Annotated in this window: 21 protein-coding genes and 1 other RNA gene; 18 read left to right on the top strand and 4 right to left on the bottom strand. The window is 73.1% G+C overall.

From position 1 onward, the window contains the following. The first annotated feature begins 82 nt into the window (after positions 1 to 82). The 4 genes from ACTWQH_RS24170 (at position 83) to ACTWQH_RS24155 (ending at position 5418) form a co-directional block, all read left to right on the top strand. Positions 83 to 1816: a serine/threonine-protein kinase gene (locus ACTWQH_RS24170; RefSeq protein WP_443288828.1), complete on the top strand. Its 1734-nt coding sequence runs from the start codon at positions 83 to 85 to the stop codon at positions 1814 to 1816. Positions 1817 to 1930: 114 nt separating this feature from the next. Beyond that, positions 1931 to 3250, top strand: a complete 1320-nt coding sequence (locus tag ACTWQH_RS24165) for a serine/threonine-protein kinase (RefSeq protein WP_443288827.1) — start codon at positions 1931 to 1933, stop codon at positions 3248 to 3250. 16 nt (positions 3251 to 3266) lie between these two features. Then, entirely contained in the window at positions 3267 to 4373 is a 1107-nt protein-coding gene (gene prfB, locus ACTWQH_RS24160) for a peptide chain release factor 2 (RefSeq protein WP_443288826.1), read from the top strand. Positions 4374 to 4617: 244 nt separating this feature from the next. Beyond that, positions 4618 to 5418 carry an LPXTG cell wall anchor domain-containing protein gene (locus tag ACTWQH_RS24155; protein WP_443288825.1) on the top strand — a complete coding sequence of 267 codons (801 nt, stop codon included), beginning with the start codon at positions 4618 to 4620 and terminating at the stop codon, positions 5416 to 5418. An 81-nt stretch (positions 5419 to 5499) separates the two neighbouring features. Here ACTWQH_RS24155 and ACTWQH_RS24150 read toward each other — a convergent pair whose 3' ends face one another. Further along, on the bottom strand, positions 5500 to 5694 hold the full coding sequence (locus ACTWQH_RS24150) for a hypothetical protein (protein ID WP_443288824.1): 195 nt from the start codon (positions 5692 to 5694) through the stop codon (positions 5500 to 5502). A gap of 195 nt (positions 5695 to 5889) precedes the next feature. On the opposite strand from ACTWQH_RS24150, the gene ftsE reads away from it, so the two are divergent. The 6 genes from ftsE to ACTWQH_RS24120 all read left to right on the top strand — a co-directional run bounded on the left by ftsE (position 5890) and on the right by ACTWQH_RS24120 (position 11709). Further along, positions 5890 to 6579: a cell division ATP-binding protein FtsE gene (gene ftsE / locus ACTWQH_RS24145; protein WP_443288823.1), complete on the top strand. Its 690-nt coding sequence runs from the start codon at positions 5890 to 5892 to the stop codon at positions 6577 to 6579. Positions 6580 to 6627: 48 nt separating this feature from the next. Beyond that, positions 6628 to 7539 (top strand): permease-like cell division protein FtsX, encoded by a 912-nt coding sequence (ftsX, locus tag ACTWQH_RS24140; protein WP_443288822.1) that lies wholly within the window; start codon positions 6628 to 6630, stop codon positions 7537 to 7539. 78 nt (positions 7540 to 7617) lie between these two features. Further along, entirely contained in the window at positions 7618 to 8742 is a 1125-nt protein-coding gene (locus ACTWQH_RS24135; protein WP_443288821.1) for a S41 family peptidase, read from the top strand. A 65-nt stretch (positions 8743 to 8807) separates the two neighbouring features. Next, positions 8808 to 9287, top strand: a complete 480-nt coding sequence (gene smpB, locus ACTWQH_RS24130; protein ID WP_443288820.1) for an SsrA-binding protein SmpB — start codon at positions 8808 to 8810, stop codon at positions 9285 to 9287. A 31-nt stretch (positions 9288 to 9318) separates the two neighbouring features. Then, positions 9319 to 9689, top strand: a transfer-messenger RNA (tmRNA) gene (gene ssrA / locus ACTWQH_RS24125). 169 nt (positions 9690 to 9858) lie between these two features. After that, a complete protein-coding gene (locus tag ACTWQH_RS24120; protein ID WP_443288819.1) occupies positions 9859 to 11709 on the top strand; it encodes a penicillin-binding transpeptidase domain-containing protein in 1851 nt (616 codons plus the stop codon). Here the strand turns inward: ACTWQH_RS24120 and ACTWQH_RS24115 are convergent. Then, positions 11639 to 13039, bottom strand: coding sequence for an MFS transporter (locus ACTWQH_RS24115; protein ID WP_443288818.1), 1401 nt, complete (start codon positions 13037 to 13039; stop codon positions 11639 to 11641). The two genes, ACTWQH_RS24120 and ACTWQH_RS24115, sit on opposite strands and share 71 nt — an antisense overlap. A 104-nt stretch (positions 13040 to 13143) precedes the next feature. Here ACTWQH_RS24115 and ACTWQH_RS24110 point away from each other — a divergent pair, with 104 nt between their 5' ends. Next, positions 13144 to 14127 carry a LysR family transcriptional regulator gene (locus ACTWQH_RS24110; RefSeq protein ID WP_443288817.1) on the top strand — a complete coding sequence of 328 codons (984 nt, stop codon included), beginning with the start codon at positions 13144 to 13146 and terminating at the stop codon, positions 14125 to 14127. Between the two features lie 28 nt (positions 14128 to 14155). On the opposite strand, the gene ACTWQH_RS24105 is transcribed toward ACTWQH_RS24110, so the two are convergent. Together ACTWQH_RS24105 and ACTWQH_RS24100 are read right to left on the bottom strand one after the other, a co-directional pair. After that, entirely contained in the window at positions 14156 to 15235 is a 1080-nt protein-coding gene (locus ACTWQH_RS24105) for a LuxR C-terminal-related transcriptional regulator (RefSeq protein WP_443288816.1), read from the bottom strand. Between the two features lie 83 nt (positions 15236 to 15318). Next, on the bottom strand, positions 15319 to 16170 hold the full coding sequence (locus ACTWQH_RS24100; RefSeq protein WP_443288815.1) for a LuxR C-terminal-related transcriptional regulator: 852 nt from the start codon (positions 16168 to 16170) through the stop codon (positions 15319 to 15321). A 621-nt stretch (positions 16171 to 16791) separates the two neighbouring features. Between ACTWQH_RS24100 and ACTWQH_RS24095 the strand changes: the two genes are divergently transcribed. From ACTWQH_RS24095 to ACTWQH_RS24065, 7 genes are all read left to right on the top strand, one after another. After that, the gene (locus tag ACTWQH_RS24095; RefSeq protein WP_443288814.1) at positions 16792 to 18066 is read left to right on the top strand and encodes an ATP-grasp domain-containing protein; all 1275 of its coding nucleotides are present in this window, start codon (positions 16792 to 16794) and stop codon (positions 18064 to 18066) included. Beyond that, positions 18053 to 19087, top strand: a complete 1035-nt coding sequence (locus ACTWQH_RS24090) for a DUF1015 family protein (protein WP_443288848.1) — start codon at positions 18053 to 18055, stop codon at positions 19085 to 19087. Before ACTWQH_RS24095 ends, ACTWQH_RS24090 begins: the two co-directional genes overlap by 14 nt. 264 nt (positions 19088 to 19351) lie before the next feature. After that, positions 19352 to 20752 (top strand): nitrate/nitrite transporter, encoded by a 1401-nt coding sequence (locus ACTWQH_RS24085; protein WP_443288813.1) that lies wholly within the window; start codon positions 19352 to 19354, stop codon positions 20750 to 20752. 124 nt (positions 20753 to 20876) lie between these two features. Then, positions 20877 to 22064: a uroporphyrinogen-III synthase gene (locus ACTWQH_RS24080; RefSeq protein WP_443288812.1), complete on the top strand. Its 1188-nt coding sequence runs from the start codon at positions 20877 to 20879 to the stop codon at positions 22062 to 22064. 49 nt (positions 22065 to 22113) lie between these two features. Beyond that, a complete protein-coding gene (locus ACTWQH_RS24075; RefSeq protein ID WP_443288811.1) occupies positions 22114 to 24471 on the top strand; it encodes a HelD family protein in 2358 nt (785 codons plus the stop codon). Between the two features lie 319 nt (positions 24472 to 24790). Further along, positions 24791 to 26230, top strand: coding sequence for an NAD-dependent malic enzyme (locus ACTWQH_RS24070; protein WP_443288810.1), 1440 nt, complete (start codon positions 24791 to 24793; stop codon positions 26228 to 26230). 205 nt (positions 26231 to 26435) lie between these two features. Continuing rightward, positions 26436 to 26717, top strand: a complete 282-nt coding sequence (locus ACTWQH_RS24065) for an HU family DNA-binding protein (RefSeq protein WP_443288809.1) — start codon at positions 26436 to 26438, stop codon at positions 26715 to 26717. Positions 26718 to 26753 lie beyond the last annotated feature (36 nt).

Here is a 26753-nt window from a genome sequence, read left to right as displayed (position 1 = left end):
GGCGGGCGGCATTACAGTAGGGAACTCGGGCCCGATCCCCGGGATCACCAGCCGGATCACCAGCAAACACCAGGGAGCGCACGTGCGGCCGGTAGGCAGCAAGTACCTGCTCGAAGAGCCGCTTGGGCGCGGCGCCACCGGCACCGTCTGGCGCGGCCACCAGCGCGAGACCGCCGGCGAGGAGGCCGCGGTCCCGGGACAGCCCGGCGAGCAGGTCGCCATCAAGGTGCTCAAGGAGGAGCTCGCCCACGACGCCGACGTGGTCATGCGCTTCCTGCGCGAGCGCTCGGTGCTGCTGCGGCTGAGCGAGGCCAACCACGACAACATCGTGCGCACCCGCGACCTCGTCGTCGAGGGCGACATGATCGCCCTGGTCATGGACCTGATCGACGGGCCCGACCTGCACCACTACCTCCGCCGGAACGGCCCGTTCAGCCCGGTGGGCGCGGCCCTGCTCACCGCCCAGATCGCCGACGCCCTGGCCGCCGCCCACTCCAAGGGCATCGTCCACCGGGACCTCAAGCCCGCCAACGTGCTGCTGGCCGGCGGCGGCGAGGTCACCGGCAGCGAGCCGCTGCGCCCGATGCTCACCGACTTCGGCATCGCCCGCCTCGCCGACTCCCCCGGGGTGACCCGCACCCACGAGTTCGTCGGCACGCCCTCGTACGTGGCGCCCGAGTCGGCCGAGGGCCGCGAGCAGACCTCGGCCGTGGACATCTACGGCGCCGGCGTCCTGCTGTACGAGCTGGTCGCCGGCCACCCGCCGTTCGTGGGCGGCAGCACCCTCGACGTGCTGCGCGGCCACCTCAGCGCGCAGCCGCCGCGCCCCGAGGGCGTTCCCGATCCGCTGTGGACCGTCATCGAGCGCTGCCTGCGCAAGAGCCCGGACGAACGCCCCGGCGCCGTCAGCCTCGCCCGCGCCCTGCGCACCGTGGCCGCCGGGATCGGCGATCACGCCACCGGCGAGCAGTGGTCGGCGGCGGCCGGCGTCGCGGCGTTGCTGCTGCCCGACTCGGCGCCGGTCAAGGTCCCGGGCACCGGCATCAGCCCGCCCGGCTCCGCCGAGCCGACCCGGGCGATGCCCGGCGGCTCCGCGGCCGTCGACCCGGCCGCCCCCACCAGCGTCCTGCCGCACGCCGGCGCCCCGGCCGCCCCCGCCGGCGGCGACGCCGACCCCACCCGGGTGATGCCCCCGCAGGGCCCCTCGCAGCCCGACGGCCCGCACCCGTGGGAGGAGCAGATGCGGGCCGCGCGCGACCGCAACGAGCCGACCCGGGTGCAGCCCATCGACCCGGCCCAGGACCCCCTCTACCGCCGCCCCCAGCGCCAGCCGCAGCGCCGCCCGCGGCAGCAGCCCCAGCAGCCCGGGTACGGGTACCCGCCGCAGCAGCCCCAGCAGCCGGGGTACGGGTACCCGCCGCAGCAGCCCGCGCCGTACCAGCAGCAGTACGCGCCGCCGCAGCAGCCCGCGCCGTACCAGCAGCCCGTGCCGCCCCCGTACGCCGAGCCGCAGCCGCGCCGGGGCGCCGAGCCGCGCCGCGAGCGCGAGCCGCGCTCCCGCTCGCGCGGCGGCAGCCCCATGCGCATCCCGGGCATGGGCTGCCTGAAGGGCTGCCTCTTCGTGGTGCTGCTGCTGGTCGCCGCCGGCTGGGCGGTGTGGAACTTCACGCCCATGCAGGACTGGATCGCCGACGGCAAGGACTTCTGGACCGCCACCAAGGACTGGTTCAGGGACGTGCGGGAGTGGCTCGGCCTCATGGAGGAGGCCAAGCAGACCCAGCAGGACCTCGAGAACACCACCGGCAGCGGTGGGTGACCTCGGGGATTTATCGACTTCCGAGGGTGGTTTTCCGCCCTGACATGGCATCAAAGCAGGGCAAACCTGGCGCGGTGTCCCGACGTTGTCAGACGGGCGTCGTAGCCTCACGCCATGGCACGGAACATCGGCAGCCACTACACCGCACACCGCGTCCTCGGCCGCGGCAGCGCCGGCACGGTGTGGCTCGGCGAGGGGCCCGAGGGCCCGGTGGCCATCAAGGTGCTGCGCGAGGACCTGGCCGCCGACCGCGACCTCGCCGAGCGCTTCGCCCACGAGCGGCACGCCCTGCTCGGCCTTGAGCACCCCAACATCGTCGGCGTCCGCGAGCTGGTCATCAACGGCGGCCACGGACCCGGCCACGTCCCCTCCCAGAGTGGCGCGCCGGACGACATCCAGGACATCGCCCTGGTGATGGACCTCGTACGCGGCCCCGACCTGCGCAGCCACCTGCGGCGCGAGCGGCGCCTGGCCCCCCGCGAGGCCGCCGGGATCACCGCCGACGTGGCCAGCGGGCTCGCCGTCGCGCACGCCGCGGGCATCGTCCACCGCGACGTGAAGCCGGAGAACATCCTCCTCGACACCGGGGGCGGCCGCACGACCGCGCTCCTCACCGACTTCGGCGTCGCCAAGCTGATCGACGAGCCGCGCCACGGCGGCCGCGGCGGCGTCGTCGGCACCCCGGACTACATGGCGCCCGAGATCGTCGAGGGCCTGCCGCCGCGCGCGGCCGTCGACATCTACGCCCTGGTCACCGTCCTGTACGAGCTGCTGGCCGGGTTCACCCCCTTCGGCGGCGGCCACCCCGGCGCGGTGCTGCGCCGCCAGGTCACCGAGAAGGCGGCCGAACTGCCCGGCCTGCCGCGCGAGCTGTGGGAGCTGATCCAGCAGTGCCTGGCCAAGGCCCCCGCCTCCCGGCTGCGGGCGGTCGAGCTCGCCTCGCGGCTGCGCGAGATGCTCCCCGCGCTCGATGGGCTGCCACCCCTGGACATCGGCGACGTCTCGGACGCCGAGGCGGAGGCCGGGCACCAGCCCGGTGCCCACGTCGGCGCCGCCGTGGGCGCGGTCCTGTCCGCCCAGGCGGCGGAGGAGAGCCCGCCGCGCGGGGCCGTGCCGCTGGTGCGCGGCGCCGCCCCGGACTCCGAGCGCGCCACCCACACCAGGATGCGGGTGCCGGACGCCGACGAGCTGGCGGGCGGCGCCCACGGCACGGCCCGCGCTCCCCGGGCGCCGGGCGAACGCCGCGCCGGCTCGGCCCGGCACCAGACCTCCTCGGCCGCCCGCCGCCGGCGGCGCCTGGCGGTGACCGCGGCCGGCCTGGTCGGCGTGGGCGCCCTGGGCGGCTGGCTGATCTTCGGCGGCGGGGACGACGAGGGCGGCGGAACGGGGGATTCCCCTGAAGTGGAGAACGTCGAGGAGCCGCGTGCTCCGTAACGGTTAGGCTGGGGATGTGGCAGTCGTCGATGTATCCGAAGCTCTGAAGTCCCTCAGCTCCACCATGGAGTCGGTCGAGGCCGTCCTGGACCTCAAGACGATGAGGGACGAGATCGCCTCGCTCGAGGAGCGCGCGGCCTCCCCGAACCTGTGGGACGACCCCGAGAGCGCCCAGCAGGTGACCAGCAGGCTCTCGCTGCTTCAGGGCCAGGTGCGCAAGGTCGAGGAGCTGCGCGCGCGCATCGACGACCTGGAGGTGCTCTTCGAGCTGGCCGAGTCCGAGAGCGACGCGGAGGCCCGCCGCGAGGCCGACGCGGAGTTGGTCGCGGTCAAGAAGGCCGTGGACGAGCTGGAGGTGCGCACCCTCCTGTCGGGCGAGTACGACCAGCGCGAGGCCATGGTCAGCATCCGCGCCGAGGCCGGCGGCGTCGACGCGGCGGACTTCGCCGAGCAGCTCCAGCGGATGTACCTGCGCTGGGCCGAGCGGAGGGGCTACCCGACGGAGGTCCTCGACACCTCCTACGCCGAGGAGGCGGGCATCAAGTCGACGACCTTCACGGTCAAGGCCCCCTACGCCTACGGCACCCTCTCCGTCGAGCAGGGCACCCACCGCATGGTGCGCATCTCGCCGTACGACAACCAGGGGCGCCGCCAGACCTCGTTCGCCGGAGTGGAGGTGCTGCCCGTCGTGGAGCAGACCGACCACATCGAGGTCCCGGAGAACGAGATCCGCGTCGACGTCTTCCGCTCCTCGGGCCCCGGCGGCCAGTCGGTGAACACCACGGACTCCGCGGTCCGCATCACGCACCTGCCCACCGGCATCACCGTCTCCTGCCAGAACGAGAAGTCCCAGATCCAGAACCGCGCCGCCGCGATGCGCGTCCTGCAGGCCCGCCTGCTGGCCCGTCAGCGGGAGGAGGAGCAGGCGAAGATGGACGCCCTCAAGGGCGACGGCGGCAACTCCTGGGGCAACCAGATGCGCAGCTACGTGCTGCAGCCGTACCAGATGGTCAAGGACCTGCGCACCGAGCACGAGGTGGGCAACCCGCAGGCCGTACTCGACGGCGACATCGACGACTTCCTCGAGGCCGGCATCCGCTGGCGCAAACAGCGGGACAAGTAACTTTCACGCAACTTCCACGCGGGATGCGTTATTTAAGGGACATCCCAACTTGACGCCTGTCGGATCAACAGGAAAGCTTGCCGCCTGGCCTGCCTATGTTGTGAGGTGCGTGTTGCGCAAGGGGCGCGTAGGAGCAACGGACAAGCCCCCGGCACCACCACTCCCTTGCGTGAGGCTGTGCCAAGAGACAGAGACAACCTAGGAAGCTGTCGCGAAGTGATCAGCTACAGGGGGTAGTGCATACATGGCCAGTCCCAAGACACGGGCCAACGTGGCGCGGGTCGCCGCTGCCGCGGTCTTCGCCGCCGGGGCCTCCCTCGCCATCGTCGGTACGGCATCGGCCGGCGACAAGGCGTCGACCAAGACGGAGGAGCCCACCAGCCGCGGGGGCACCCTCGCCGGCATCATCTCGGGCAGCTCCGAGGGCACCGAGGGCGTCGCCGTCGGTGTCGCCGAGGGCAGCGAGTCCGAGGGCACGGCGGTCGGCTTGATCGTGGGTTCCAGTGAGGGCTCCGAGGGCGCCGACGAAGGCACGGACGAGGGAACCGACGAGGGGACCGACGCCGGTACCGACGAGGGCACCAGCGAAGGCACCGACGAGGGCGCCGACGAAGGCACGGACGAGGGAACCGACGCCGGCACCGACGAGGGCACCAGCGAAGGCACCGACGAGGGGACCGACGCCGGTACCGACGAGGGCACCAGCGAAGGCACCGACGAGGGTGTCGACGAGGGCGCCACCTCGCAGGGCGCGACCGGCGGCGTGGACGAGGGCACGGTCTCCGGCAACGAGCCGGAGCCCGCCGACCAGGGCAGCAGCAGCGGCCCGATCGAGCAGGAGCCGCCGACCGAGGGCGACGTGCCCGTCGAGGAGGTTCCCGTCGAGGAGCTTCCCGCCGAGGAGGACGAGGGCGGCGAACTGGCCGAGACCGGCTCCTCCAGCAACGAGACGCTGCTGATCATCGGCGCCGCCACCATGATCGCGGGCGGCGTCGGCTTCCGCTACCTGCCGCGTCTGATCAACAAGAACGTCACCCCGGCCTGACACCACCAGGGCCGGCCGGCAGACGGCACGGCGTAACGGGCCCGGAGCGCGCAGTCGCTCCGGGCCCGTTCTCGCGTCGGCTCAGGCGGGCCGCGTCACCAGCAGCGCGACGGCCGCCAGGGTCAGGAGCAGGGCGACCAGCGCCCCCGGGCTGCTGAGAACGGCCCAGGGCCCGCGCTCGGCGCGCAGCCGCGCCAGCTGTGCCCGGCACACGGAGCACCGGCCCTCGCTCACCCGCCCCGCGCAGTTCGCGCACACCAGCCAGTCGGCGGTCATGGACAAGTCTCCTCTCACTTCCCCCTCGGTCTCTACTGTGCCAGGCTCCGGCCGGGAACGCTTCGGGCCGGTGCGAATCGGGACAGACCCCCCAGCAGGCGTTCGGCGCCTGCGCCCGTACGCGCGCTTCGCGTATGGTCTGCCCCAGCGAGGGGGGAGCCTCCCGCTCGTACCCAGTCCCGGCATGGTGTAACCGTGATTCGATTCGACAACGTCTCCAAGACATACCCTCGGCAGAACGCTCCGGCGCTCCGCGACGTTTCGCTGGAGGTCGAACGAGGCGAGTTCGTCTTCCTCGTGGGCTCCTCCGGTTCGGGCAAGTCCACCTTTCTGCGGCTGATCCTCCGCGAGGAGCGCGCCACCCACGGCAGCGTCCACATCCTCGGCAAGGACCTCGGGCGGCTGTCGAACTGGAAGGTGCCGCAGGTACGCCGCCAACTCGGCACCGTCTTCCAGGACTTCCGCCTGCTGCCGAACAAGACCGTCGCCGAGAACGTGGCGTTCGCCCTGGAGGTCATCGGGAAGTCCCGTGGCCAGATCCGCAAGACCGTGCCCGAGGTGCTCGACCTCGTCGGCCTCGGCGGCAAGGAGGACCGGATGCCCGGCGAGCTGTCCGGTGGTGAGCAGCAGCGCGTGGCGATCGCGCGCGCCTTCGTCAACCGCCCCATGCTGCTGATCGCCGACGAGCCGACCGGCAACCTCGACCCCCAGACCTCGGTGGGCATCATGAAGCTGCTCGACCGGATCAACCGCACCGGCACCACCGTGGTGATGGCGACCCACGACGCGCAGATCGTGGACCAGATGCGCAAGCGCGTGATCGAACTGGAGAAGGGCCGACTCGTCCGCGACCAGACGCGCGGCGTCTACGGCTACCAGCACTGATCCCCTCCGGCTCTCGCACGCCCACGCCCTCACGGAAAGGCCGTCGTCATGCGCGCCCACTTCGTCCTGTCGGAGATCAGCGTCGGTCTCCGCCGGAACCTCACCATGACCTTCGCGGTGATCGTCTCGGTCGCCCTCTCGCTGGCCCTGCTCGGCGGCTCGCTGCTCGCCCGCGAGCAGGTCAACAGCATGAAGGACTACTGGTACGACAGGGTCGAGGTGTCGATCTTCCTCTGCAACGAGAACGACGCCGAGTCCGACCCCAACTGCTCCACGGGCGCCGCCACCGAGGAGCAGAAGCGGGAGATCGAGGCCGAGCTCAGGGAGTTCGACATCGTCGACGAGGTCTACTACGAGACGGCGGAGGAGGCGTTCGAGCACTACCAGGAGCAGCAGGAGGACAATCCGATCGCCGCCGTGGTGACGCCCGACCAGATGCAGGACTCCTTCCGCGTCAAACTGGAGGACCCCACCAAGTACGAGGTGGTCTCCACCGCCTTCGCCGGGCGCGACGGTGTGCAGGACGTGGTGGACCAGAGCGACCTGCTGGAGAACCTCTTCAACCTGCTGAACGGCGTCAACTACGCCGCTCTCGGCCTCTTCGCGCTGATGCTCATCGTGGCGCTGCTGCTGATCGTCAACACCGTGCGCGTCTCGGCGTTCAGCCGCCGCCGCGAGACCGGGATCATGCGGCTGGTGGGCGCGTCGAGCTTCTACATCCAGCTCCCCTTCATCATGGAGGCCTCGATCGCCGGCGTGATGGGCGCGGTGCTCGCCTGCGGACTCCTCGTCGGCGTCAAGTACTTCATGATCAACAACTTCCTCGCCCAGGAGATCCCGCTCATCACCTTCGTCGGCTGGGACGCGGTGATCGAGGTGCTGCCCTTCGTCCTCGCGGTCGGCGCGCTGATGCCCGCCCTTGCAGCTTTTTTCGCTCTGCGCAAGTATCTGAAGGTGTAGTTCGGGTGTGATTTATCCCCCGCGCGCCGTGACGTTCATCTCCCGTACGTCCTCTCCATCTGTCCTACACTCCGCAGCATGCCCCGATCCGCTCCACTCCTTCCGGCCCGCCGGGGCGCGGTGTTGGCATGTGTCTTCGCGAGCGTCCTCGTCACCGGGGCCGCAACCGGCTCCTGGCCGCCGGGCGCCGACGGCACGGAGCTGTCCGCCATGGGCGGCACCCCGCAGGACGCGCGCGGCGGCGGTGAGGGCGACGCCGGGCAGGCCGAGGCGCTGGTCGGCGAGGACGACCGCTGGGCCGCGGTGTACTCGCCCGAGGAGTACGCCGAGTTGCAGTCCGGCCTCGAAGGCGAGTACGTCGGCACCGGGATAGCGGTGACGCGTACCCCCGACGGCCGCATCGAGGTGAGAGAGGTCCACGAGGACAGCCCCGCCGAGCGCGCCGGCGTCCTCGCGGGCGACGAGATCCGCACCATCGACGGCGACCGCCTCGACGGCGACCCCGTCACCGACGCCGTGAGCCGGCTGCGCGGCAGCGACCGGCCGGAGCGGGCGGGCCCGGGCAGCACCGTGCTGCTGGGCCTGGAGCGCGACGGTCGCCACTGGGAGGTCGAGGTCGAACGCGCCCGGCTCACCACCGAGACCGTGACCGTGACACGGGACGCCCCCGGCGTGACCCGCATCCACGTCTCCTCCTTCACGCGCGGCTCCGCCGAGCAGCTGCGCTCCGCCGTGGAGAGCGTCCCGGCGGGCGACGGCATCGTGCTCGACCTGCGCGGCAACGCCGGCGGGCTGCTCGCCGAGGCCGCCGCCGCGGCCTCCGTCTTCCTCGACGGCGGCCTGGTCGCCACCTACGACGTGCGCGGCGAGCAGCACGCGCTGCACGCCGAGCGCGGCGGCGACACCGGCACGCCCCTGGTGGTGCTGGTGGACGGCGGCACCATGAGCTCGGCCGAGATGCTGACCGGCGCCCTCCAGGACCGCAACCGGGCGGTCATCGTGGGCTCCCGCACCTTCGGCAAGGGCACGGTGCAGATGCCGAGAGAGCAGCCGGACGGCTCGGTGGCGGAGCTCACGGTGGGGCACTACCTCACGCCCTCGGGCCGCGCCATCGACGAGGTCGGCATCGCCCCCGATCTGGTCGTCGATCCGGGTGAGGACGCGGAGGCCGAGGCCCGCATCGTGCTCGGCGGTCTGTCCTGATCGCCGGCATCGCGGGCCGTTAAACCGGCTGACCGCGCGTCTCGCGCCAGTAGACTGGCTGGGTTATGGCTAAGGAGACCGGTCGCAAGCTCATCGCGCAGAACAGGCGGGCGCGGCACGACTATCACATCCTGGAGACCTATGAGTGCGGGCTCGTGCTCACCGGCACCGAGGTGAAGTCGCTGCGGCAGGGCCGCGCCTCCCTCGTCGACGGCTTCGGGCAGCTCGACGGCGGCGAGCTGTGGCTGCACAACGTGCACATCCCCGAGTACGCGCAGGGCACGTGGACCAACCACAGCGCCCGGCGCAAGCGGAAGCTGCTGCTGCACCGCTCCGAGATCGACAAGCTCATCGGCAAGACCCAGTCGACCGGCGTCACCCTGGTGCCGCTCCAGATGTACTTCGTGGACGGCCGGGCCAAGGTCGAGCTGGCCCTGGCGCGAGGCAAGCGCGAGTACGACAAGCGGCAGACGCTGCGCGAGCAGCAGGACCGGCGCGAGGCCGAGCGGGCCATCTCCGCCGCTCGCCGCAGGCAGCGCCGGTGACGTATACTGGCGGAGGTTCTTAACTCAACAGGGGGATGATCGGTTTCGACAGCGGATGTCGAAGCAGGGGAAGCGAGCCGAGGAACGCGGCAATGATCTCGTTAACCATGTGCCGCAAAAAAATAATCGCCGACAACAAGCGCGATTCCTTCGCCCTCGCTGCCTGAGCAGCGACCTGCGAAGTGTCAGCCCGGGGTCGTTCCCGACCCGGTACCTGGCATCAGCTAGGGAACTCACCGTTTGCTCCGGTCACGGGAGCAACCGGGACACTTAACAGTGACTGAGCCCGTCGGAGACTTGTCCGCGTGATCTCCGGGGCTGAGAAAAGCACAGCGGACTGCGCTCGGAGAAGCCCTCCTTCCGCTCCGTTGGACGCGGGTTCGATTCCCGCCATCTCCACTGGAACCTTGACAACGGCCCCACCGCCCCAGGCGGTGGGGCCGTTGTCATTTCCGGGCGGTAGTGTGCGCGCATGGGGAATATGGGGAGCAACATCGCACCGGGCGCACCGGGCGCACCGGGGGCGGGGTGGGGGCCGGCCGGGAGCCGGCGTGCCGGCAGACGGAACAGGATGATCGTGGCCGGCGTCGTCGCGCTCGCGCTCGTGGCCGCGGCGGGCGCCTTCGTGCTGCTGCGCGGCGGGGGCGGCGACGAGCGGGCCGAGGCGGCGCGGGCGGAGACCGAGGCGTTCCTCGACGCCTGGGCCGCCGGCGAGCTGCGGAACGCCGCCGACCGCACCGACGACCCCGAGTCCGCGCTGTCCCTGCTGGAGTCCGTGCGGACGAACACGCGGCCGGAGGAGCTCAGCTTCGAGATCGCCGACGACGCGGGCGAGGAGACGGGCGAGGACGGGCAGGGCATGACCGTCCCCTTCACCGCCACCTTCACGCTGGAGGGCGTGGGGGAGTGGTCGTACGACTCCGCCGCCTCCGTCCGGGAGGGCGAGGAAGCCTGGACCCTGCACTGGGAGTCGACGCTCGTGCACCCCGAGCTCACCGAGGGGCAGACCCTGGTGCTCACGACCGAGGAGCCCGAGCGCGCGCCGATACTCGCCGCCGACGGCAGCCAGCTCGCCGGGTCCGCGAAGGTGTGGCACATCAGCATCTGGCCCGCGCTGCTCAGCGACCCCGACGCCGCCTACGCCACGCTCGACGGGCTCGACGCCGGCATCGACACCGAGGACCTCGCCGCCGAGGTGGAGACGGCCGACCCCAACCAGGCGGTGCCGGTGGTGACGCTGCGGGACGAGGCCTACCAGGAGCACGCCGCCGAGCTGCGCGCCACCGAGGGGCTCCAGTTCGAGGAGGACACCCAGCCGCTGGCGCACGCCGCCCGCCCGCTGGTCGGCGGCGTCGACCCGGAGACCGGCGAGGGCACCTCCGGCCTGCAGAGCCGGTACGAGGAGCAGCTCGCCGGGACCCCGGCCGCCGCCGTGGTGATCGCGGACCGGGAATCGGGGAGCGCCGTGGAGACCCTGTATGAGCAGGAGGGCGGCGAGGCGGGCGCGCCCGTGCGGACGACGATCGACCCGGCGGTGCAGCGCGCGGCCGAGAACGCCCTCGACGGCCTGGACCAGGACGCCGCGATCGTCGCGGTGCGGCCCTCCACCGGGCACATCCTGGCCTCCGCCGACTGGCCCTCCAGCGGCTTCAATCTCTCGTTGCAGGGGCAAATGGCGCCCGGCTCGACCTTCAAGATCCTCTCGGCCGCCGCGCTGCTGGAGGGCGGCACCGCGCCCGGCGACGCCCTCGGCTGCCCGCAGTTCGTCAACGTCGACGGTCAGGTCTTCGAGAACCAGAACGAGTTCGAGCTGGGCCCGGACACCACGCTGCACGAGGCGTTCACCGCCTCCTGCAACACGGCGTTCATCGACAACCGCGACCGCTTCGAGAACGACACCCTCAGCCGGACCGCGCAGGCGTTCGGCATCGGCTCGGAGTGGACCGTCGGCGCCGTCACCTTCGACGGCGCCGTGCCGGCGGCGGAGAGCGAGAACGAGCTGGCCGCCTCGCTGATCGGGCAGGGCCGGGTGCAGGCCAGCCCGCTCGTCATGGCCTCGGTCGCCGCGACCGTCGCCGAGGGCGGCTTCCACCAGCCGGTGCTCGTGCCCGCCGCCGTCGAGGAGCCCCACGGGGCCACGGCGGAGCTGAGCGGCGGGACGTACGAGGCGCTGCGCACGATGATGCGCGACACCGTGACCGAGGGCTCGGCCTCGGCGCTGGACGGCGTTCCCGGCGAGCCGCACGCCAAGACCGGCACCGCCGAGTTCACCGACGAGAACGGCGAGCTGTCCACCAACGCCTGGATGGTCGGGTACCTCGGCGAACGCGACCTGGCGTTCGCCGTGGTGCTCACGGGCGGCGGCTCCGGCGGGGCGGACGCGGGCCCGGTCGCGGCCGGCTTCCTGCGCGGCCTGTCCTGACGGCGGCGGCGACGGCGGCCGCGAGCGCGGCCGCGCCGGCCGGCAGCCAGTAGCCAGAGGCCGCGCCGTGCACGGTGTCCACGGCCCAGCCGCCGGCCGCCGCGCCCAGCGCGACGCCGCCGAGCAGCGCGGTCACCGCCAGCGTCATGCCCTCGTTGATCCGGTCCGGCGGGGTGAGGCGCTGCACCAGCGTCATCCCCGTGACCATCGTCGGGGCCGTGGCCATCCCGGCGACCAGCAGCGCGGGCGCCAGCCAGGCCAGCTCCCCCGTTCGCGAGGCCGCCAGCGGCACGCTCATCAGCACCGCCATCGCCGCCACGCACGCCGTGAACCGTGCCCGCACCGAACCCGAGAACCGCGCGAGTCCGAACGCCAGCCCCGCCACCGCCGACCCGGCGGCCTGCGCCGACAGCACCAGCCCGGCCCAGGCCCGCTGCCCGCGCTCGTCCGCGAAGGCGATCGTCACCACCTCCACCGCGCCGAAGACCACGCCGGTGCAGCCGAAGGTCACCATCAGCGCGCCCAGGCCCGGTATGCGCCCCGGCCGCCGCCCGCCCGGCGCGCGCGGGCGCGGCGGAGGCTCGGTGCCGCGCTGCGCGGCGAACGCCACCATCCCGCCGAGCAGCAGCGCGGCCGCGGCCAGCGTGCCCGCCTCCGGGAACAGACGCGTGCACAGCAGCGTCGCCAGCACCGGCCCGCCGAGGAAGCACAGCTCGTCCACGGCCTGCTCGAAGGAGTTCGCGGCGTGCCGGGCGGCCGTGTGCTCGCGCGAATCCTCGCGGTAGATGCGGGCCCAGCGGGCGCGGGACAGACCGCCCGTGTTCGGCTGCGCCGCGGTCAGCAGCGCGCAGCCGTAGTACGCCCACACCGGCGCGCCGAGCAGCAGGCATGCCACCAGCGCCAGGTGGCCGGCGGCGCACACCGCCGCCGCCGGGACGGCGACCCGGGCCTGGCCGTGCCGGTCCACCAGGCGCGCGACCAGCGGCCCGGCCACCGCCGAGGCCAGCAGGCCGGCGGCCACCACCGAGCCCGCCAGCGCGTAGGAGCCGTGGCGTGCGGTGATCATGATCACGGCGGAGACGCCGAACATGCCCATGGGCAGCCGGGCGACCACGTTCGGCACGGTGAAGGCGAGCGCGCCGGGCGCGGCGAACAGCCGGGCGTAGGGGCCCCGCCGGCGCGCGGCGCGCCGCCTCCGGGGTCCGGGCCCCGGAGGCGGCTCCGGAGGATCGGGGAACGCGGCGATCAGCGTCCCGCCGACGAGCCCCAGCAGCGGCGCGCGGCGCGGCTCATCGGCGTGGGAGCGCGGGGAACGTGCGGAGCGCGGCATGGCCAGAACACTCGCCGCCGCCCGCCCACGCCGTCCAACACCTGTCCGGGTCCGATTAACACGGCAGAGTTGTGAATCGGCGCCACCCAGGGAGAATGGCGCCCATGGGCTCCTCCTCCCGCGACACCGAGCCACGGCTGCTGCGCGCCTTCGTCGCCGTCGCCGAGGAGCTGCACTTCACCCGCGCCGCCACCCGCCTCTACCTCGCCCAGCAGGCCCTCAGCCGCGACATCCGGCGCCTGGAGCGCGAGTGGCACACCACGCTCTTCGTCCGCAGCACCCGCCGCGTGGTGCTCACCCCCGAGGGCGAACGCCTGCTGCCCGAGGCCCGCCGCGTGCTGGCCGCGTACGAGGATCTGGCCGCCGCCGTCGGCTCCGGGGCCGGCCGGCCGCTCGTCGTCGACGTCGGCGCCCCCGTCTCCACCGGGCAGCGGGTGCTGAACGCCGCCCGCCGGGCCGCCCCCGAGCGGGAGTTCGTCGCCCGCTTCCACAGCGGCCTCACCCGGGCCGCCGCCGAGATCGGCGCCGGGAGCCTCGACGTCTCCTTCGGCCGCTTCGCCGGGCTCGACCCGGCGTCGCGCTCCCGCCTGGAGCACCGCCTGATCCGCTACGAGCGGGTGGCGGTGCTGCTGCCCGAGGACCACCCGCTGGCCCGGCGCGAGGCGGTGCCGCTGGCCGCGCTCGCCGGGGAGACGCTCTACGCCGGGGCGGGCAACGCCGACACCGCCGAGTGGACCGACTTCGCCCGCCGCCTCTTCGCCGGACGCGGCATCGCCCTCGCCGCACCCTTCCCCCGGATCGAGGGCGAACCGGAGTTCCGCCGCATCGTGCGCCGGCAGGGCTGGTCGGTGCTGGCCAGCGAGGTCTTCACGGGCGTGCCCGGCATGGTGCTCCGGCCGCTGACCGACCCGGTGGCGCTCTCCCCGGTCTCCATGGTCTGGGGCGCCGGCCTGCGCCACCCCGGGCTCACGGCGCTGACCGACGCCGCCCGCGAACTGGCCGCCGAGGGCGGATGGCTGCGCCGCCCCGCCGGCGCATGGCTGCCCGAGGCCGACCGCCGCCTGCTCGGGGACGACGCGGGGACCTGAGACCAGGGAGGGGCGCGGGTCCCCGCCGCTACGCCGGAGGCACCGACGCCAGCCAGCCGAGCCTGGCCGCGCGGGCCCCGGCCTGGAAGCGGTTGGTCGCGCCCAGACGGTCCATCAGCCGCCCCACCAGGCGGCTCACCGAGCGCCGGGAGATGCCGAGCTGGAGCGCGATCGCCTCGTTGGTCTTGCCCGCCGCCATCAGCAGCAGCACGTCCCGCTCGATGCCCCGCAGCTCACCGCCCACCTCCTCCGGCGGCGCCGCCTCATCGCACTCCGGGTCCGCCAGGAAGTCCTCGGCCGTCCTCCAGTAGTGCGCGAAGAGCCGCCCGAGGAAGCCCATCACCGAGGTGTCGCGGATCAGCGCCACCCCCACGCCCGTGTGCTCCGGGTCCACCGGCAGCACCGCGCAGTGGCGGTCGTAGATGAGCATCCGCGACGGCAGCACGCCGGTGCACCGCACCTCGGCGCCAGCGGCCACGATCGTCTCCACGTACTGCGCGGTGGCCCGGTGGCCGCGCGCGCTGTGCTGGAGCAGCATCCGCAGTCGCACGCCGCGCCCGAGCACGTCGAGGTCGAGCGGGAGCGCCGCGCGCATCGCCTCCTCGTTCTGCCCGCCGCCCGGCGAGAGCACCTCGATGGAGGAGGCGCAGGTGCGCGCAAGGTCGTCGATGACCGACCGGATGTTGCCGAGGTCCTTGACGATCTCGATGCTGCCCTTGGCCGAGCGCATGCCGCGGGCCTCCAGGTAGTCCCCGGACAGGGCGTGGAGCTGCTCGCGGGTGGCGGCCATGGTGATGCGGCGTTCCAGGATGTCCTGCTCGACCGGGGCGAGCAGCGACTCCGCCGCGCTCTCGGGGTTGACCGCGACCCAGCCCCCGCCGGGGGAGGGCTGGAGCAGGCCGAGACGGGCGAGGTGCCGCTCGGCCCGGGCCACCTCGGCGACCTGAAGGCCGGCGCGTTCGGCGAGTTGGGCGACGAGATCCGTGGGGTGCGCCACCCGGAGCTGATATACGCGGACCGCCACGGCGTCGATCTCGGCGATCTCGGCCAGATGCGCGTGTATGTCCGCTTCTATGTCGGCGATATCGCTGGTGTCCTGGTCAGGCATCCGCTTCCTCCAGCGCGGTCACGGCTGGCGCGGCCATGGTAGCAACGGGTCACATCGCGTCGAACGGCAGCCGAGGCGGGCGTTCAGTCATCGGACAGCCAGCCGTTCAGCGCCGCGCGGGCGCCCGCCTGGAAGCGGCTCTCGGCGTTCAGGCGCTCCATCAGGCGGGCGACGATGCGGCTCACCGACCGGGGCGACATGCCCAGCTGGTGGGCGATCGCCTCGTCCTTCTTGCCCGCCGCCATCAGCATCAGCACGTCCTGCTCGACCTCGGTCGGCTCCGGCCCGTCACGCTGCTCCTCCGCCGTGAACTCCAGCGCGCGGTCCCAGTAGTGCTCGAAGAGCTGCTGCAGGAAACTGAGCACGGTAGGGTCGCGGATCAACGCGGCGCCCGCTGCCGCTCGGTCGGGGTCCAGGGGGAGGACGGCGCAGCTGTGGTCGTAGATCTGCAGGCGGGAGGGGAGCACGCTGGTGCTGCGCACCTGGGCGCCCGCGGCGGTGATGATGCTGACGTGACGGACCTGGGCCCGGTTCTTGCGCGCGCTGTGCTGGAGCAGGCTGCGCATCTTGACGCCGCGTTCGAGGATCTCCATGTCCAGGGGGGTGGCGGCCTCCACGGCCGCCTCGCTCAGGCCGCTGCCCGGGACGAGCGCGTCCATCGACTCGGAGCAGGTGCGGGCGAGGTCGTCGATGACGGCCCGGGTGTTGTCCATCCCCTCCACGATCTCGATGCTGCTCTTCGCGGAGCGCATGCTGCGGGCCTCCAGGTAGTCCCCGGACAGGGCGTGCAGCCGGGCCCGGGTGGCGGCCATGGCGATGCGGCGCTGGAGGATGTCCTGTTCCATCGGGGCGAGCAGCGTGTCCGCCGCGGTCTCGGGGCTGACGGCGACCTGGCCGCCGGTGGGGGAGGGGCGCAGGAGGCCCAGGGCGGACAACCGGGACTCGGCTTCGGCCGTCTCAGACGGGGTAAGTCCCGCACGCGCGGCAATCTGTTCCACGGAGTCGGTGGGGTGGATGACACGAAGTCGGTAGACACGGGCCGTGGCCGCGTCTATTTCGCCGGTTTCCTGCACGTTCTACTTCCTTGAACGACGTCAGCCAGCCCCTGGCGTCAACCTGACAGGCGAGATAATGCCATAGGAACGCTCTCGACTTCGCTACCCATGCTTGTGAGCATCAACTGCACCAGCATGTCACTGATGTTCGGCCATGTGGACACGGAAGAGGGAACCCGTGAAGAAGATTGCTCTGAGCGTAGCCTCGGCTTTGCTCATCGTAGTGGTCTCGGGGGGCGTCGCCACCGCAAAGACGGTCGCCGCGCAACCGGAGAGCGGGCCCGCCGTAACCAAGAGCGCGGAGCCCCTTACCACTGGGTGGGGCTAGAGCCGGCCGCGCGGCCGAAAGGACTCCGACGCCACTCACCGCGGTGATACCGCGTTGTTCGACCCCCGTACGCCCGGCCACGGCCCGGCGGCCAACGAAGCGGTCCGGCCTGGCCTGAATCAACCCGGGGTTCCTCCGCTCGAAGGACGCCCCACGGACAAGGAGGCGGCACCATGACGCCCCAGCTGCCGCTTGCCGTCCTGCTCAGCCCGCGGCCCGAGGTCGTCGAGGCGGCCAAGCGGGTCGGCGCCCGCACCCTGGTGCTCGCGCCCGACCTCTCCGCCCCGCGCATCCGGAAGGCCGTCGCCGCCGCGGACGGCTCCCTGACCGTGGACTGGACCGATCACCCCCAGCTCATGATGGCCATCGGCCATCTTGCGGACATCCTCGCGAGGGCGTCAGTCTTCGGCTTCACCGAGGCCAGCGCGCTCGTCGCGGCCAGGGCCAACGAGGCCCTGCGCTTTCCAGGCAATCCCCATGCGGCCGTCGCGTACCTCACGGACAAGGCGGCCCTGCGCGGCAAGGTCAACCAGCTCACCCGTTCCCCCGTGCGGTATGAGCACTGTGACCGAGCCGCGCACCTGGTGGCCGTCGCCGATCGCGTCGGCTACCCCTGCGTGGCCAAGCCACGCACCGGTTCCGGCGGCCAGGACGTCCACCTGCTGCGCGGCCCCGCCGACGCAGCCGTCCTGGCCGCCGGGCTGCCGGGCGAACCCGCCCTCATCGTCGAGGAGTTCCTCGACGGCCCGGAGTACAGCGTGGAGGCGGTCTCGCACGCCGGGGAACACACCATCCTCGCGGTGGGCCGCAAGTACACGACGGGCGCGCCGGACTTCGCCGAGACCGGGTACGACCTTCCCGCGGATCTCGACGAACCCGTCAGGGCTCGGATACACGAGCTCGTCACCGCCACCCTGGGCGCCGCCGGCCACCGCAGCGGCCCCTCGCAGACCGAGGTCGTCCTCACCACCCATGGGCCACGGCTGATCGAGTCCCATGCCCATCCGGGCGCCGACTGCGTCGCGGACCTGCTCCTGACCGCGACCGGCACGGACATCGCCGCCCACACCATCGCCACGGTGCTGGGTCTCCCCGTGCCCGAGCCCGCGCCCGCCGCGGGCGGCCGCTTCGCCGGCATCCGCTTCCTGCGGCTGCCGCCCGGCCAGCTCCGCGCCGTGCCGGGCTCGGCCGAGGCGCGGTCGCTCGCCGGGGTGACCGGCCTGAAGATCACCGTTCCCCTCGGCAGTCATGTTCCGGAGGCCACCAGCCGGGTCGCCGGGCATGGCTATGTCACGGCCGTCGCCGACAGCCCCGAGGAGCTGGAGGCGGTGCTGCGCAAGGCGCTGGACCTGCTGCGTCCGGTGGTGGGTCCGGTGGCGGTCACCAAGGGGTCCAAGGGGAAGGCGCGCTCGGCGTCTCCGAAGGAGGAGGAGCATTCTGCCGCCTGAGCTGTTCCCCGGCACGATTCCTCCCGGAACGCCGGCCCCACGGACAGATCTGCTTCTCCCCTTCCACGGCGTACTGGCCGAGCCCCTGGGCCGCTCCAGCTACTACGTGCTCGAACGCCGGGACCGCACCGGTGCGGTCGAGCAACGCGGCGTGATCGGTGCGCTCAGCCTCCACGGCGTGGAGACCGGGCACGTGCTGCGCCACCAGCAGGTGGGGGAGTCGGACGTGACCCTGCACACCCGCCTGCTCCAGCAGCGCGGCGGCACCATCGAGCCGCTGCTGCTGGCCGCGCCCGACCTGGGCTCGTTCCAGGAGTGCATCGACCGCACGATCGATGAGCCCGTCATTCAGGAGCTGAAGACGCCGGAGGGCGGCATCCAGCGGCTGTGGGCGTGCGACGCCCGCTGGAACGCCGACCCGCCGGCGCTGCCGCCGGTGCTGCTGGCCGACGGCCACCACCGCCTGGAGGCCGCCCGCCGGCTGCACCGCGCCCATCCGGGCGCGGCCGGTGACCGGCTGCTCGCCCTCGTCGTGGACCACCGCCACTTCCCGCTCACGCTGCGGGCCACCCACCGGGTGGTGCCCGGCCTCGACATCGGCAAGGCCGTGCGGACCGCCTCCCGCATCGCCCGCGTCAGCGAGCGCGTCGGCGGGCGCCCGCTGCCGCTGCCGCCCCGCGGCGCCTTCCTGCTGACCGGCGGCGGCCAGGCGTGGGGCGTGTCGGAGATCTCCCCCACGGCGATGGCCGGGCGGCTGCGGTTCCTGCCGCCGGAGTGGGTGGAGCTGCCCGCCGCCATCAGCGACCACGTGATCATCCCCATGCTCTGCGAGGACCAGGGCGTCGTGCCCGCGCCCCGCTTCACCGGCCAGTACCCCGAGCCCGGCGAGGTCGGGCTGATCCTGCCGCCGCCGACCTGGGACCAGATCTGGTCGGGCGCGGCCAACGGCACGGGCATGCCGCCCAAGAGCACCAACCTGGGCCCGGCGCCGATGCCCGGGATGCTCGCGCGGGTCGGCTGACCCGGCCGGCGTCCCACCCCCGGCGGCCGGCCGCATCGGGTACCGTCGACGGACGGCGGGCGCGCCGCCCCCGGCCCGCGCCCCCCACCCTTCCCCCCCGCGCTCACCTCCACCGGCCGAGCCGGGTGAGAGCAAGGTTTCGTCCGCGTCACCTACCGCCACAGCACCGAAACGCGGCCTCCCTACCTTCGGGCAGCACGACCACTCCTCCGATTCCCCGTACAACCCTTGAACGCTCACTGCCCGAGCACCCTGGAGGCCCACATGTCAGCCCCGGAGACCGCAGCCCCCCGCCGCCGAAGCGGGCGCTGGATCGAAGAGTGGGACCCCGAAGACGAGGTCTTCTGGCGCGAGAAGGGCGAGAAGATCGCCAACCGCAACCTGGTCTTCTCCGTCCTCGCCGAGCACATCGGCTTCTCCATCTGGACCCTCTGGTCGGTCCTGGTCCTCTTCATGGGCGACGAGTACGGCATCGACCCGGCCGGAAAGTTCTTCCTCGTCTCGGTGGCCACCCTGGTCGGCGCCTGCGTGCGGGTGCCCTACACCTTCGCGGTCGCCAAGTTCGGCGGGCGGAACTGGACGGTCATCTCGGCGTCGATGCTGCTGCTGCCCACCGCCGCCGCCTGGCTCGTGATGGAGCCGGGCACCTCCTACACCACCTTCATGCTGGTCGCGGTGCTCACCGGCGTCGGCGGCGGCAACTTCGCCTCCTCGATGACCAACATCAACTCCTTCTTCCCGCTGCGCCGCAAGGGCTGGGCCCTCGGCCTGAACGCCGGCGGCGGCAACATCGGCGTGCCCGTCGTCCAGCTCGCCGGCCTCCTGGTCATCGCCACCGCGGGCGACGGCAGCCCCCGGGTGCTGCTCGCGGCCTACACCCCGCTGATCGTCGTCGCCGCCGTCCTCGCCTGGCGTTACATGGACAACCTCGGCCCGGTCACCAACGACACCGGGGCCGCCAAGGAGTCCGTGCGCGACGGCCACACCTGGATCATGTCCTTCCTCTACATCGGCACCTTCGGCTCCTTCATCGGCTACAGCTTCGCCTTCGGCCTGGTGCTGCAGAACCAGTTCGACCGCACCCCGCTCCAGGCCGCCTCGGTCACCTTCATCGGCCCGCTGCTCGGCTCGCTGATCAGGCCCTTCGGCGGCTGGCTCGCCGACAAGTACGGCGGCGCGAAGATCACCCTCTACACCTTCGCCGGCATGTCGGCCGCCACCGGCGTGGTGATCGCCGCCTCGGTGCAGGAGTCGCTGCCGGTCTTCCTCGTCGGCTTCATCTGCCTCTTCACCCTCAGCGGCCTCGGCAACGGCTCGACGTACAAGATGATCCCCGGCATCTACCGCGCCAAGGCCGACGCCCTGGGCCTGACCGGCGAGGAGGCCGCCGCCTACGGACGCCGCCTGTCCGGCGCGGCCATCGGCCTGATCGGCGCGGTCGGCGCCCTCGGCGGCCTCGGCATCAACCTCGCCTTCCGCCAGTCCTTCGAGACCGCAGGCACCGGCACCGGAGCCTTCGCCTCCTTCCTCGCCTTCTACGCCGCCTGTTTCGTGGTCACCTGGGCCGTATACCTGCGCGGCGCCCGGCGTCCCGCCGCGACGCCGGCCGAGACCGCCGAGGCGGACGGGTCCTCGGAGCGGCAGCCGGCGTACGCGGGCGTGTGATCCGCGGGATTGGGGGAGCCGCCGGGCGTAACGCCCGGGAAACCCGGCGGAACCGAGCCTGTCACTACCCGTTGACAGGCTCGGCTTCCGCGTCTCGATGACTCTGGGCGGAGCGGATACGAGAATGCAGCACCACCACGACCTGACCACCCCCGCGCACGCGAACGCCGCCGACCCCGAGCCGGCGATCCGGCCGCTCGCGGGGTTCACCATCGGCGTCACCGCCGCGCGGCGCGCCGAGGAGCTCGGCGCCCTCCTCAAACGCCGCGGCGCCGAGGTCCAGCACGCCCCCACGCTGCGCATCGTGCCGCTCGCCGACGACGACCACCTCATGGCGGCCACCCGCCAGCTCATCGAGCACGCCCCCGACGTCGTGGTCGCCACCACCGCCATCGGCTTCCGCGGCTGGGTCTCGGCCGCCGACGGCTGGGGCCTGGGCGAGGCGTTGCTGCGCACCCTCGCCAAGGCCGAGGTGCTCGCCCGCGGCCCCAAGGTCCGCGGCGCCATCCGGGCCGCCGGCCTCATCGAGGAGTGGTCGCCGGCCTCGGAGTCCATGGCCGAGGTGCTGCAACGCCTCCTCGACGAGGGCGTCGAGGGCCGCCGCATCGCCCTCCAGCTCCACGGCGAGCCGCTGCCCGGCTTCATCGAGGCGCTGCGCGGCTCCGGCGCCGAGGTCGTCGACGTGCCCGTCTACCGCTGGATGCCGCCCACCGACATCGCGCCCGTGGACCGGCTCATCGACGCCGTGCTCTGCCACGCCCTCGACGCCGTGACCTTCACCTCGGGACCGGCCGCCGCCTCGCTGCTGCAACGCGCCGAGGAGCGCGGCGTCGCCGACCAGCTGCTGACCGCGCTGCGCAAGCACGTGCTGCCCGCCTGCGTCGGGCCCGTCACCGCCCTGCCGCTCCAGGCGCGCGAGGTGCCCACCTGCCACCCCGAGCGGTTCCGGCTCGGCCCGCTCGTGCAGTTGCTCTGCCACGAGCTGCCCGCCCGCGCCCGCCGGCTGCCGGTCGCCGGGCGCCACCTGGAGATCCGCGGCCACGCCGTCATCGTCGACCGCGAGCTGCGGCCGGTGCCGCCCGCCGGCATGGCGCTGCTGCGGCTGCTGGCCCGCCGCCCCGGCTGGGTGGTGCCCCGCGCCGAGCTGCTGCGCGCGCTGCCGGGCTCGGGCCGCGACGAGCACGCCGTGGAGACGGCGATGGCGCGGCTGCGCACCGCGCTGGGCGCGCCCATGCTCATCCAGACCGTGGTCAAGCGCGGTTACCGGCTCGCGCTCGACCCCACCCTGGAGGGGCGCAAGTACGGCGAATGAGCGGGACGCTGCCGTTCCGTGTGCGCAAACCGCCCCGATCTCGCGTACGGTGGACGGCCGCCCTGCCGACCGAAGAGAACAGGGGGCCGAAGCGGTGGAGAGCGTGCGAGATCGGGAGACCCGCCACGAGCAGGACCATCTGGAGGCGGTCTACCGCCGCCTCGAGGAGAAGATCCACGAGGCGGAGTTCCTGGTGGCCGACGCCGCCCGCCGGGTCCAGGTGGGAACGCCGGGCGCGCTGGCCGAGCGAGACGCCCAGGTGTTCCAGGCCGGGCTCCACCTGAACCGTCTCAACAGCGAGTTCGAGGACTTCCTCTTCGGCCGGATCGACCTGCTGGCCGGCAAGGACGGCCAGCGCGGCCCGGACGGGGCGTACACCTCGGTCGAGCCCGCCGACGACGCGATCCGGGTCACCGACGGCGGGGACACCGCCGATATCGCCGAGACGCTGCACATCGGGCGCCTCGGCGTGCTCGACGCCGAGTACGTGCCGCTCGTCATCGACTGGCGCGCGCCCGCCGCCGCCCCCTTCTACCGGGCCACGCCCGTCGCCCCGGGGCGCGTGGTGCGCCGCCGCGTCATCCGCAGCAAGGGCCGCCGGGTGCTCGGCGTCGAGGACGACCTGCTCCGCCCCGGGCTGCGGGCCCTGCTCGACGGCGCCGAGCTGCCGGTGGTCGGCGACGGCGCGCTGATGGCCACGCTCGGCCGTGCCCGCGGCCACCGGATGCGGGACATCGTCTCCTCCATCCAGGCCGAGCAGGACCGCGTCATCCGCGCGCCCGCGGGCGCCGTCACCGAGGTCACCGGCGGCCCCGGCACCGGCAAGACGGCCGTGGCGCTGCACCGGGCGGCGTACCTGCTGTACCAGGACCGGCGGCGCTACGCCGGCGGCATCCTCATCGTCAGCCCGACCCCGCTGCTGGTCTCCTACACCGAGGGCGTGCTGCCCGCGCTCGGCGAGGAGGGCCAGGTCGTCATCCGGGCCCTCGGCTCCCTGGTGGAGGGCGTGGAGGCCGACTCCTACGACGAGCCGGCCGTCGCGCGCGTGAAGGGGTCCGCGCGGATGGCGCGGGTGCTGCACCGGGCCTCGCGCGGCGTGGCCGACGCGGCCCAGGCGCCCCGGCGGCTGCGGGTGGTGGCGTTCGGCAGCCGCGTCGAGCTGGACGCCGAGGAACTGGCGGAGGTGCGCGAGCAGACCCTCGGCGGCACCGCGCCCGTCAACCTGCTGCGGCCCCGGGCCCGCCGGCTGCTGCTGGAGGCGCTGTGGCGCAAGTCCGGCGGGCCGGGGCGCTACCCGGAGGCGGAGCTGGCCGAGGAGGCGCGGGAGGCCTTCTTCGAGGACATCGGCGCCGAGGACGTCTTCCGGGACTTCCTCGCCGCGTGGTGGCCGGAGGTCGCGCCGCTTCAGGTGCTGCGGGCCTGCGCCGACGAGCGGCGGCTGGCCCGCTGGGCGCGGCGGGTGCTGCGGCAGGGCGAGGTGCGGCAGCTCGCGCGCTCGCTGCGGCGGGTCACCGCCGACGGCGCGGGGCTGTCCGTGCACGACGTCGCGCTGCTGGACGAGCTGCGGGTGCTGCTGGGCGCCCCGGCCCGGCCCGAGCCGGCGCGCGAGGCCGGGCCGCTCGACCCCCTGGAGCAGCTGAGCGGCCTGGAGGAGCTGACGACCTACGCCGAACGCCTGGCCGGCGGCGGCGCCCGCCCCCAGCCGCGCGAACGCCCGGAACAGCCCGCCGACTACGCGCACGTCATCGTCGACGAGGCCCAGGACCTCACGCCGATGCAGTGGCGCATGGTCGGGCGGCGGGGGCGGCGCGCCACCTGGACCATCGTCGGCGACCCGGCGCAGAGCTCCTGGGCCGCGCCGGAGGAGGCCACGAGGGAGCGGGACGCGGCGCTGGGCAACCGGCAGCGAAGACGCTTCGAACTGACCGTGAACTATCGCAACCCCGCCGAGATCGCGGCCGTCGCCGACCGCGTGCTGCGGCTGGCCATGCCGGGTGCCCGGGCGCCCCGAGCGGTGCGCGCCACCGGCGTCGAGCCGGCGTTCGCCGCCGCGCCGGACGGCGGGGCCGGTCTGGGCGAGGCGGTGCGGGAGGCGGCGAAGCGGCTGCTGGACGAGGTGCCGGGGACGGTGGGGGTGGTCCTGGCGATGGCCCGCCGCGAGGAGGCCAGGGGCTGGCTGGCGGGGCTGGGGGACGGCCGCCTCGTGGTGCTCGGCAGCCTGGAGGCGAAGGGCCTGGAGTACGACGCGACGCTCGTCGTCGCGCCCGGCGAGATCGCGGCGGAGTCCCCGGCGGGGCCGCGCGTCCTGTACGTGGCGCTGACGCGCGCGACGCAGCGCCTCGTGGTGCTCGCCGTCCCGGCGGACGCGCCGGACGCCGCCGGCGTGCCGGCGTTGCTGCGCGACTGACCGCCGGGGCTCCGCCCTCGGACCCCCGGACCCCCGGACCCCCGGACCCCCCGGATCTCCGGCCGGTGGCCGGCCGGCGTCGTTGGCCTGCCCGGCCAGGGACCTGTAGCCTGGGGAAGGCGCCGGCCCGTTCCATGCCCCCGGGCCCAACCTTTGTCGCTGCGAGCGACCACTTGCCGCGAGGCGAGCTGGCGGGTCGGTGCCTTTAAACGATCACAAGCTTTATGACCACAAAGTCTGGCCGACACGCATCCCGGCATACGCTGGTCCGACCGGAAGCGCACCGAAGCGCTACGCGAAGGAACGAAGGAAGTCGGCCATGGCAACCGCGCCCAGCGTCTCGTACTCGATGACCGTCCGGCTGGAGGTTCCCGCCAGCGGCACGGCGGTCAGCCAGCTCACGACCGTCGTGGAGTCCTCAGGCGGCACCGTCACCGGCCTGGACGTGACCGCCTCCGGACACGAGAAGCTGCGCATCGACGTCACGATCGCGGCCAGTTCCACCGCGCACGCCGACGAGATCGTCCAGAAGCTGCGCGGCATCGAGGGCGTCGCCATCGGCAAGGTCTCGGACCGGACCTTCCTGATGCATCTGGGCGGCAAGATTGAGATGAGGTCAAAGCACCCCATTCGCAATCGTGATGAGCTCTCGATGGTGTACACGCCGGGCGTGGCCCGCGTCTGCACGCAGATCGCGGCCAATCCGGACGACGCGCGGCGGCTGACGATCAAGCGCAACAGCGTCGCCGTGGTGACCGACGGCTCCGCCGTGCTGGGCCTGGGCAACATCGGCCCGGCCGCCGCTCTGCCGGTCATGGAGGGCAAGGCCGCCCTCTTCAAGCGCTTCGCCGGCATCGACGCCTGGCCGCTCTGCCTGGACACCCAGGACACCGACGCCATCGTCGAGGTCGTCAAGGCCATCGCCCCCGGCTTCGCCGGGATCAACCTCGAGGACATCTCCGCGCCCCGCTGCTTCGAGATCGAGGCGCGGCTGCGCGAGGCGCTGGACATCCCCGTCTTCCACGACGACCAGCACGGCACCGCCATCGTCGTGCTCGCCGCGCTGCACAACGCGCTGCGCGTGGTGGGCAAGGAGCTCGGCGAGGTGCGGGTGGTGATGTCCGGCGCGGGCGCGGCCGGCACCGCCATCCTCAAGCTGCTGGTCGCCGCGGGCGTGCGCCACGCGGTGGTGGCCGACATCCACGGCGTCGTGCACGCCGGGCGCCCCGACCTGGTGGCGGCCGACGGCGACTCGCCGCTGCGCTGGATCGCCGAGAACACCAACCCCGAGGGCGTCACGGGCACGCTCCGCGACGCCGTGGCCGGGTCGGACGTCTTCATCGGGGTCTCCGCCCCCGACGTGCTGAGCGCCTCCGACGTCGCGACGATGGCGGACGACGCCATCGTCTTCGCGCTCGCGAATCCTGACCCGGAGATCGACCCGATCCTGGCCCGCCAGACCGCGGCCGTCGTCGCCACAGGTCGCTCCGACTTCCCCAACCAGATCAACAACGTTCTCGTCTTCCCAGGCATCTTCCGTGGCCTGCTCGATGCGCAGTCGCGCACGGTCAACCACGCGATGATGCTGGCCGCGGCGCGGGCGCTGGCGGACGTGGTGGGCGAGGAGGAGCTGAACGCCAACTACATCGTGCCCAGCGTCTTCAACGAGCGCGTCCCGGCCGCCGTGGCGGGCGCCGTCCGGGAGGCGGCACACGCGGGGCAGGCCGCGGGCGGCGAGTCGGTTGCCACCCGCGTGTGACGCACCCTTAGGGTGACCGGGAGGCGGCGGACCCCGACCCCCGGGGACGCCGATTGGCCTTCCCGCCGCGCGTAGGGGCAGGATGCGTAACCGGGCGCGAGGGGCCCTCAAGACGGCCCCGGTCCCGGGACTGTCAGTGGGCCCTGGCAGCATCGGCTTCGATCTCACGCCTCAATGGCAAGATGAACACGGGAGTACGAAAACTATGAACCGCAGTGAGCTGGTGGCCGCTCTGTCCGAGCGCGCCGGGGTGACCCGGAAGGACGCCGATTCTGTGCTGGCGGCGCTTGCCGAGACCGTCGGGGAGGTCGTTGCCAAGGGAGACGAGAAGGTCACCATTCCCGGATTCGTGACCTTCGAGCGGACCATGCGCGCCGCCCGCACCGCCCGCAACCCGCAGACCGGCGAGCCCATCCAGATCCCCGCCGGGTACAGCGTGAAGATTTCCGCGGGCACCAAGCTCAAGGACGCCGCCCGGGGGAAGTGAGCCCTGCCGGGGGTGGCCCCGGCCGGTCGCCGGCCG

The organism is Streptomyces sp. 6N223 (assembly GCF_052246635.1).
GTDB lineage: Bacteria > Actinomycetota > Actinomycetes > Streptomycetales > Streptomycetaceae > Streptomyces.
Note: the sequence above shows the minus strand (reverse complement) of the source record. Positions and strands in the feature narration are given on the sequence as shown.

Coding starts and splice junctions, on each gene's coding strand:
- ACTWQH_RS24120 (WP_443288819.1), top strand. CDS start 9,859: ATGATCGTGGCCGGCGTCGTCGCGCTCGCGCTCGTGGCCGCGGCGGGC.
- ACTWQH_RS24150 (WP_443288824.1), bottom strand. CDS start 5,694: ATGACCGCCGACTGGCTGGTGTGCGCGAACTGCGCGGGGCGGGTGAGC.
- ACTWQH_RS24065 (WP_443288809.1), top strand. CDS start 26,436: ATGAACCGCAGTGAGCTGGTGGCCGCTCTGTCCGAGCGCGCCGGGGTG.
- ACTWQH_RS24105 (WP_443288816.1), bottom strand. CDS start 15,235: ATGCCTGACCAGGACACCAGCGATATCGCCGACATAGAAGCGGACATA.
- ACTWQH_RS24095 (WP_443288814.1), top strand. CDS start 16,792: ATGACGCCCCAGCTGCCGCTTGCCGTCCTGCTCAGCCCGCGGCCCGAG.
- smpB (WP_443288820.1), top strand. CDS start 8,808: ATGGCTAAGGAGACCGGTCGCAAGCTCATCGCGCAGAACAGGCGGGCG.
- ACTWQH_RS24080 (WP_443288812.1), top strand. CDS start 20,877: ATGCAGCACCACCACGACCTGACCACCCCCGCGCACGCGAACGCCGCC.
- ftsX (WP_443288822.1), top strand. CDS start 6,628: ATGCGCGCCCACTTCGTCCTGTCGGAGATCAGCGTCGGTCTCCGCCGG.
- ACTWQH_RS24135 (WP_443288821.1), top strand. CDS start 7,618: ATGCCCCGATCCGCTCCACTCCTTCCGGCCCGCCGGGGCGCGGTGTTG.
- ACTWQH_RS24110 (WP_443288817.1), top strand. CDS start 13,144: ATGGGCTCCTCCTCCCGCGACACCGAGCCACGGCTGCTGCGCGCCTTC.
- ACTWQH_RS24155 (WP_443288825.1), top strand. CDS start 4,618: ATGGCCAGTCCCAAGACACGGGCCAACGTGGCGCGGGTCGCCGCTGCC.
- ACTWQH_RS24165 (WP_443288827.1), top strand. CDS start 1,931: ATGGCACGGAACATCGGCAGCCACTACACCGCACACCGCGTCCTCGGC.
- ACTWQH_RS24070 (WP_443288810.1), top strand. CDS start 24,791: ATGGCAACCGCGCCCAGCGTCTCGTACTCGATGACCGTCCGGCTGGAG.
- ACTWQH_RS24085 (WP_443288813.1), top strand. CDS start 19,352: ATGTCAGCCCCGGAGACCGCAGCCCCCCGCCGCCGAAGCGGGCGCTGG.
- ACTWQH_RS24115 (WP_443288818.1), bottom strand. CDS start 13,039: ATGCCGCGCTCCGCACGTTCCCCGCGCTCCCACGCCGATGAGCCGCGC.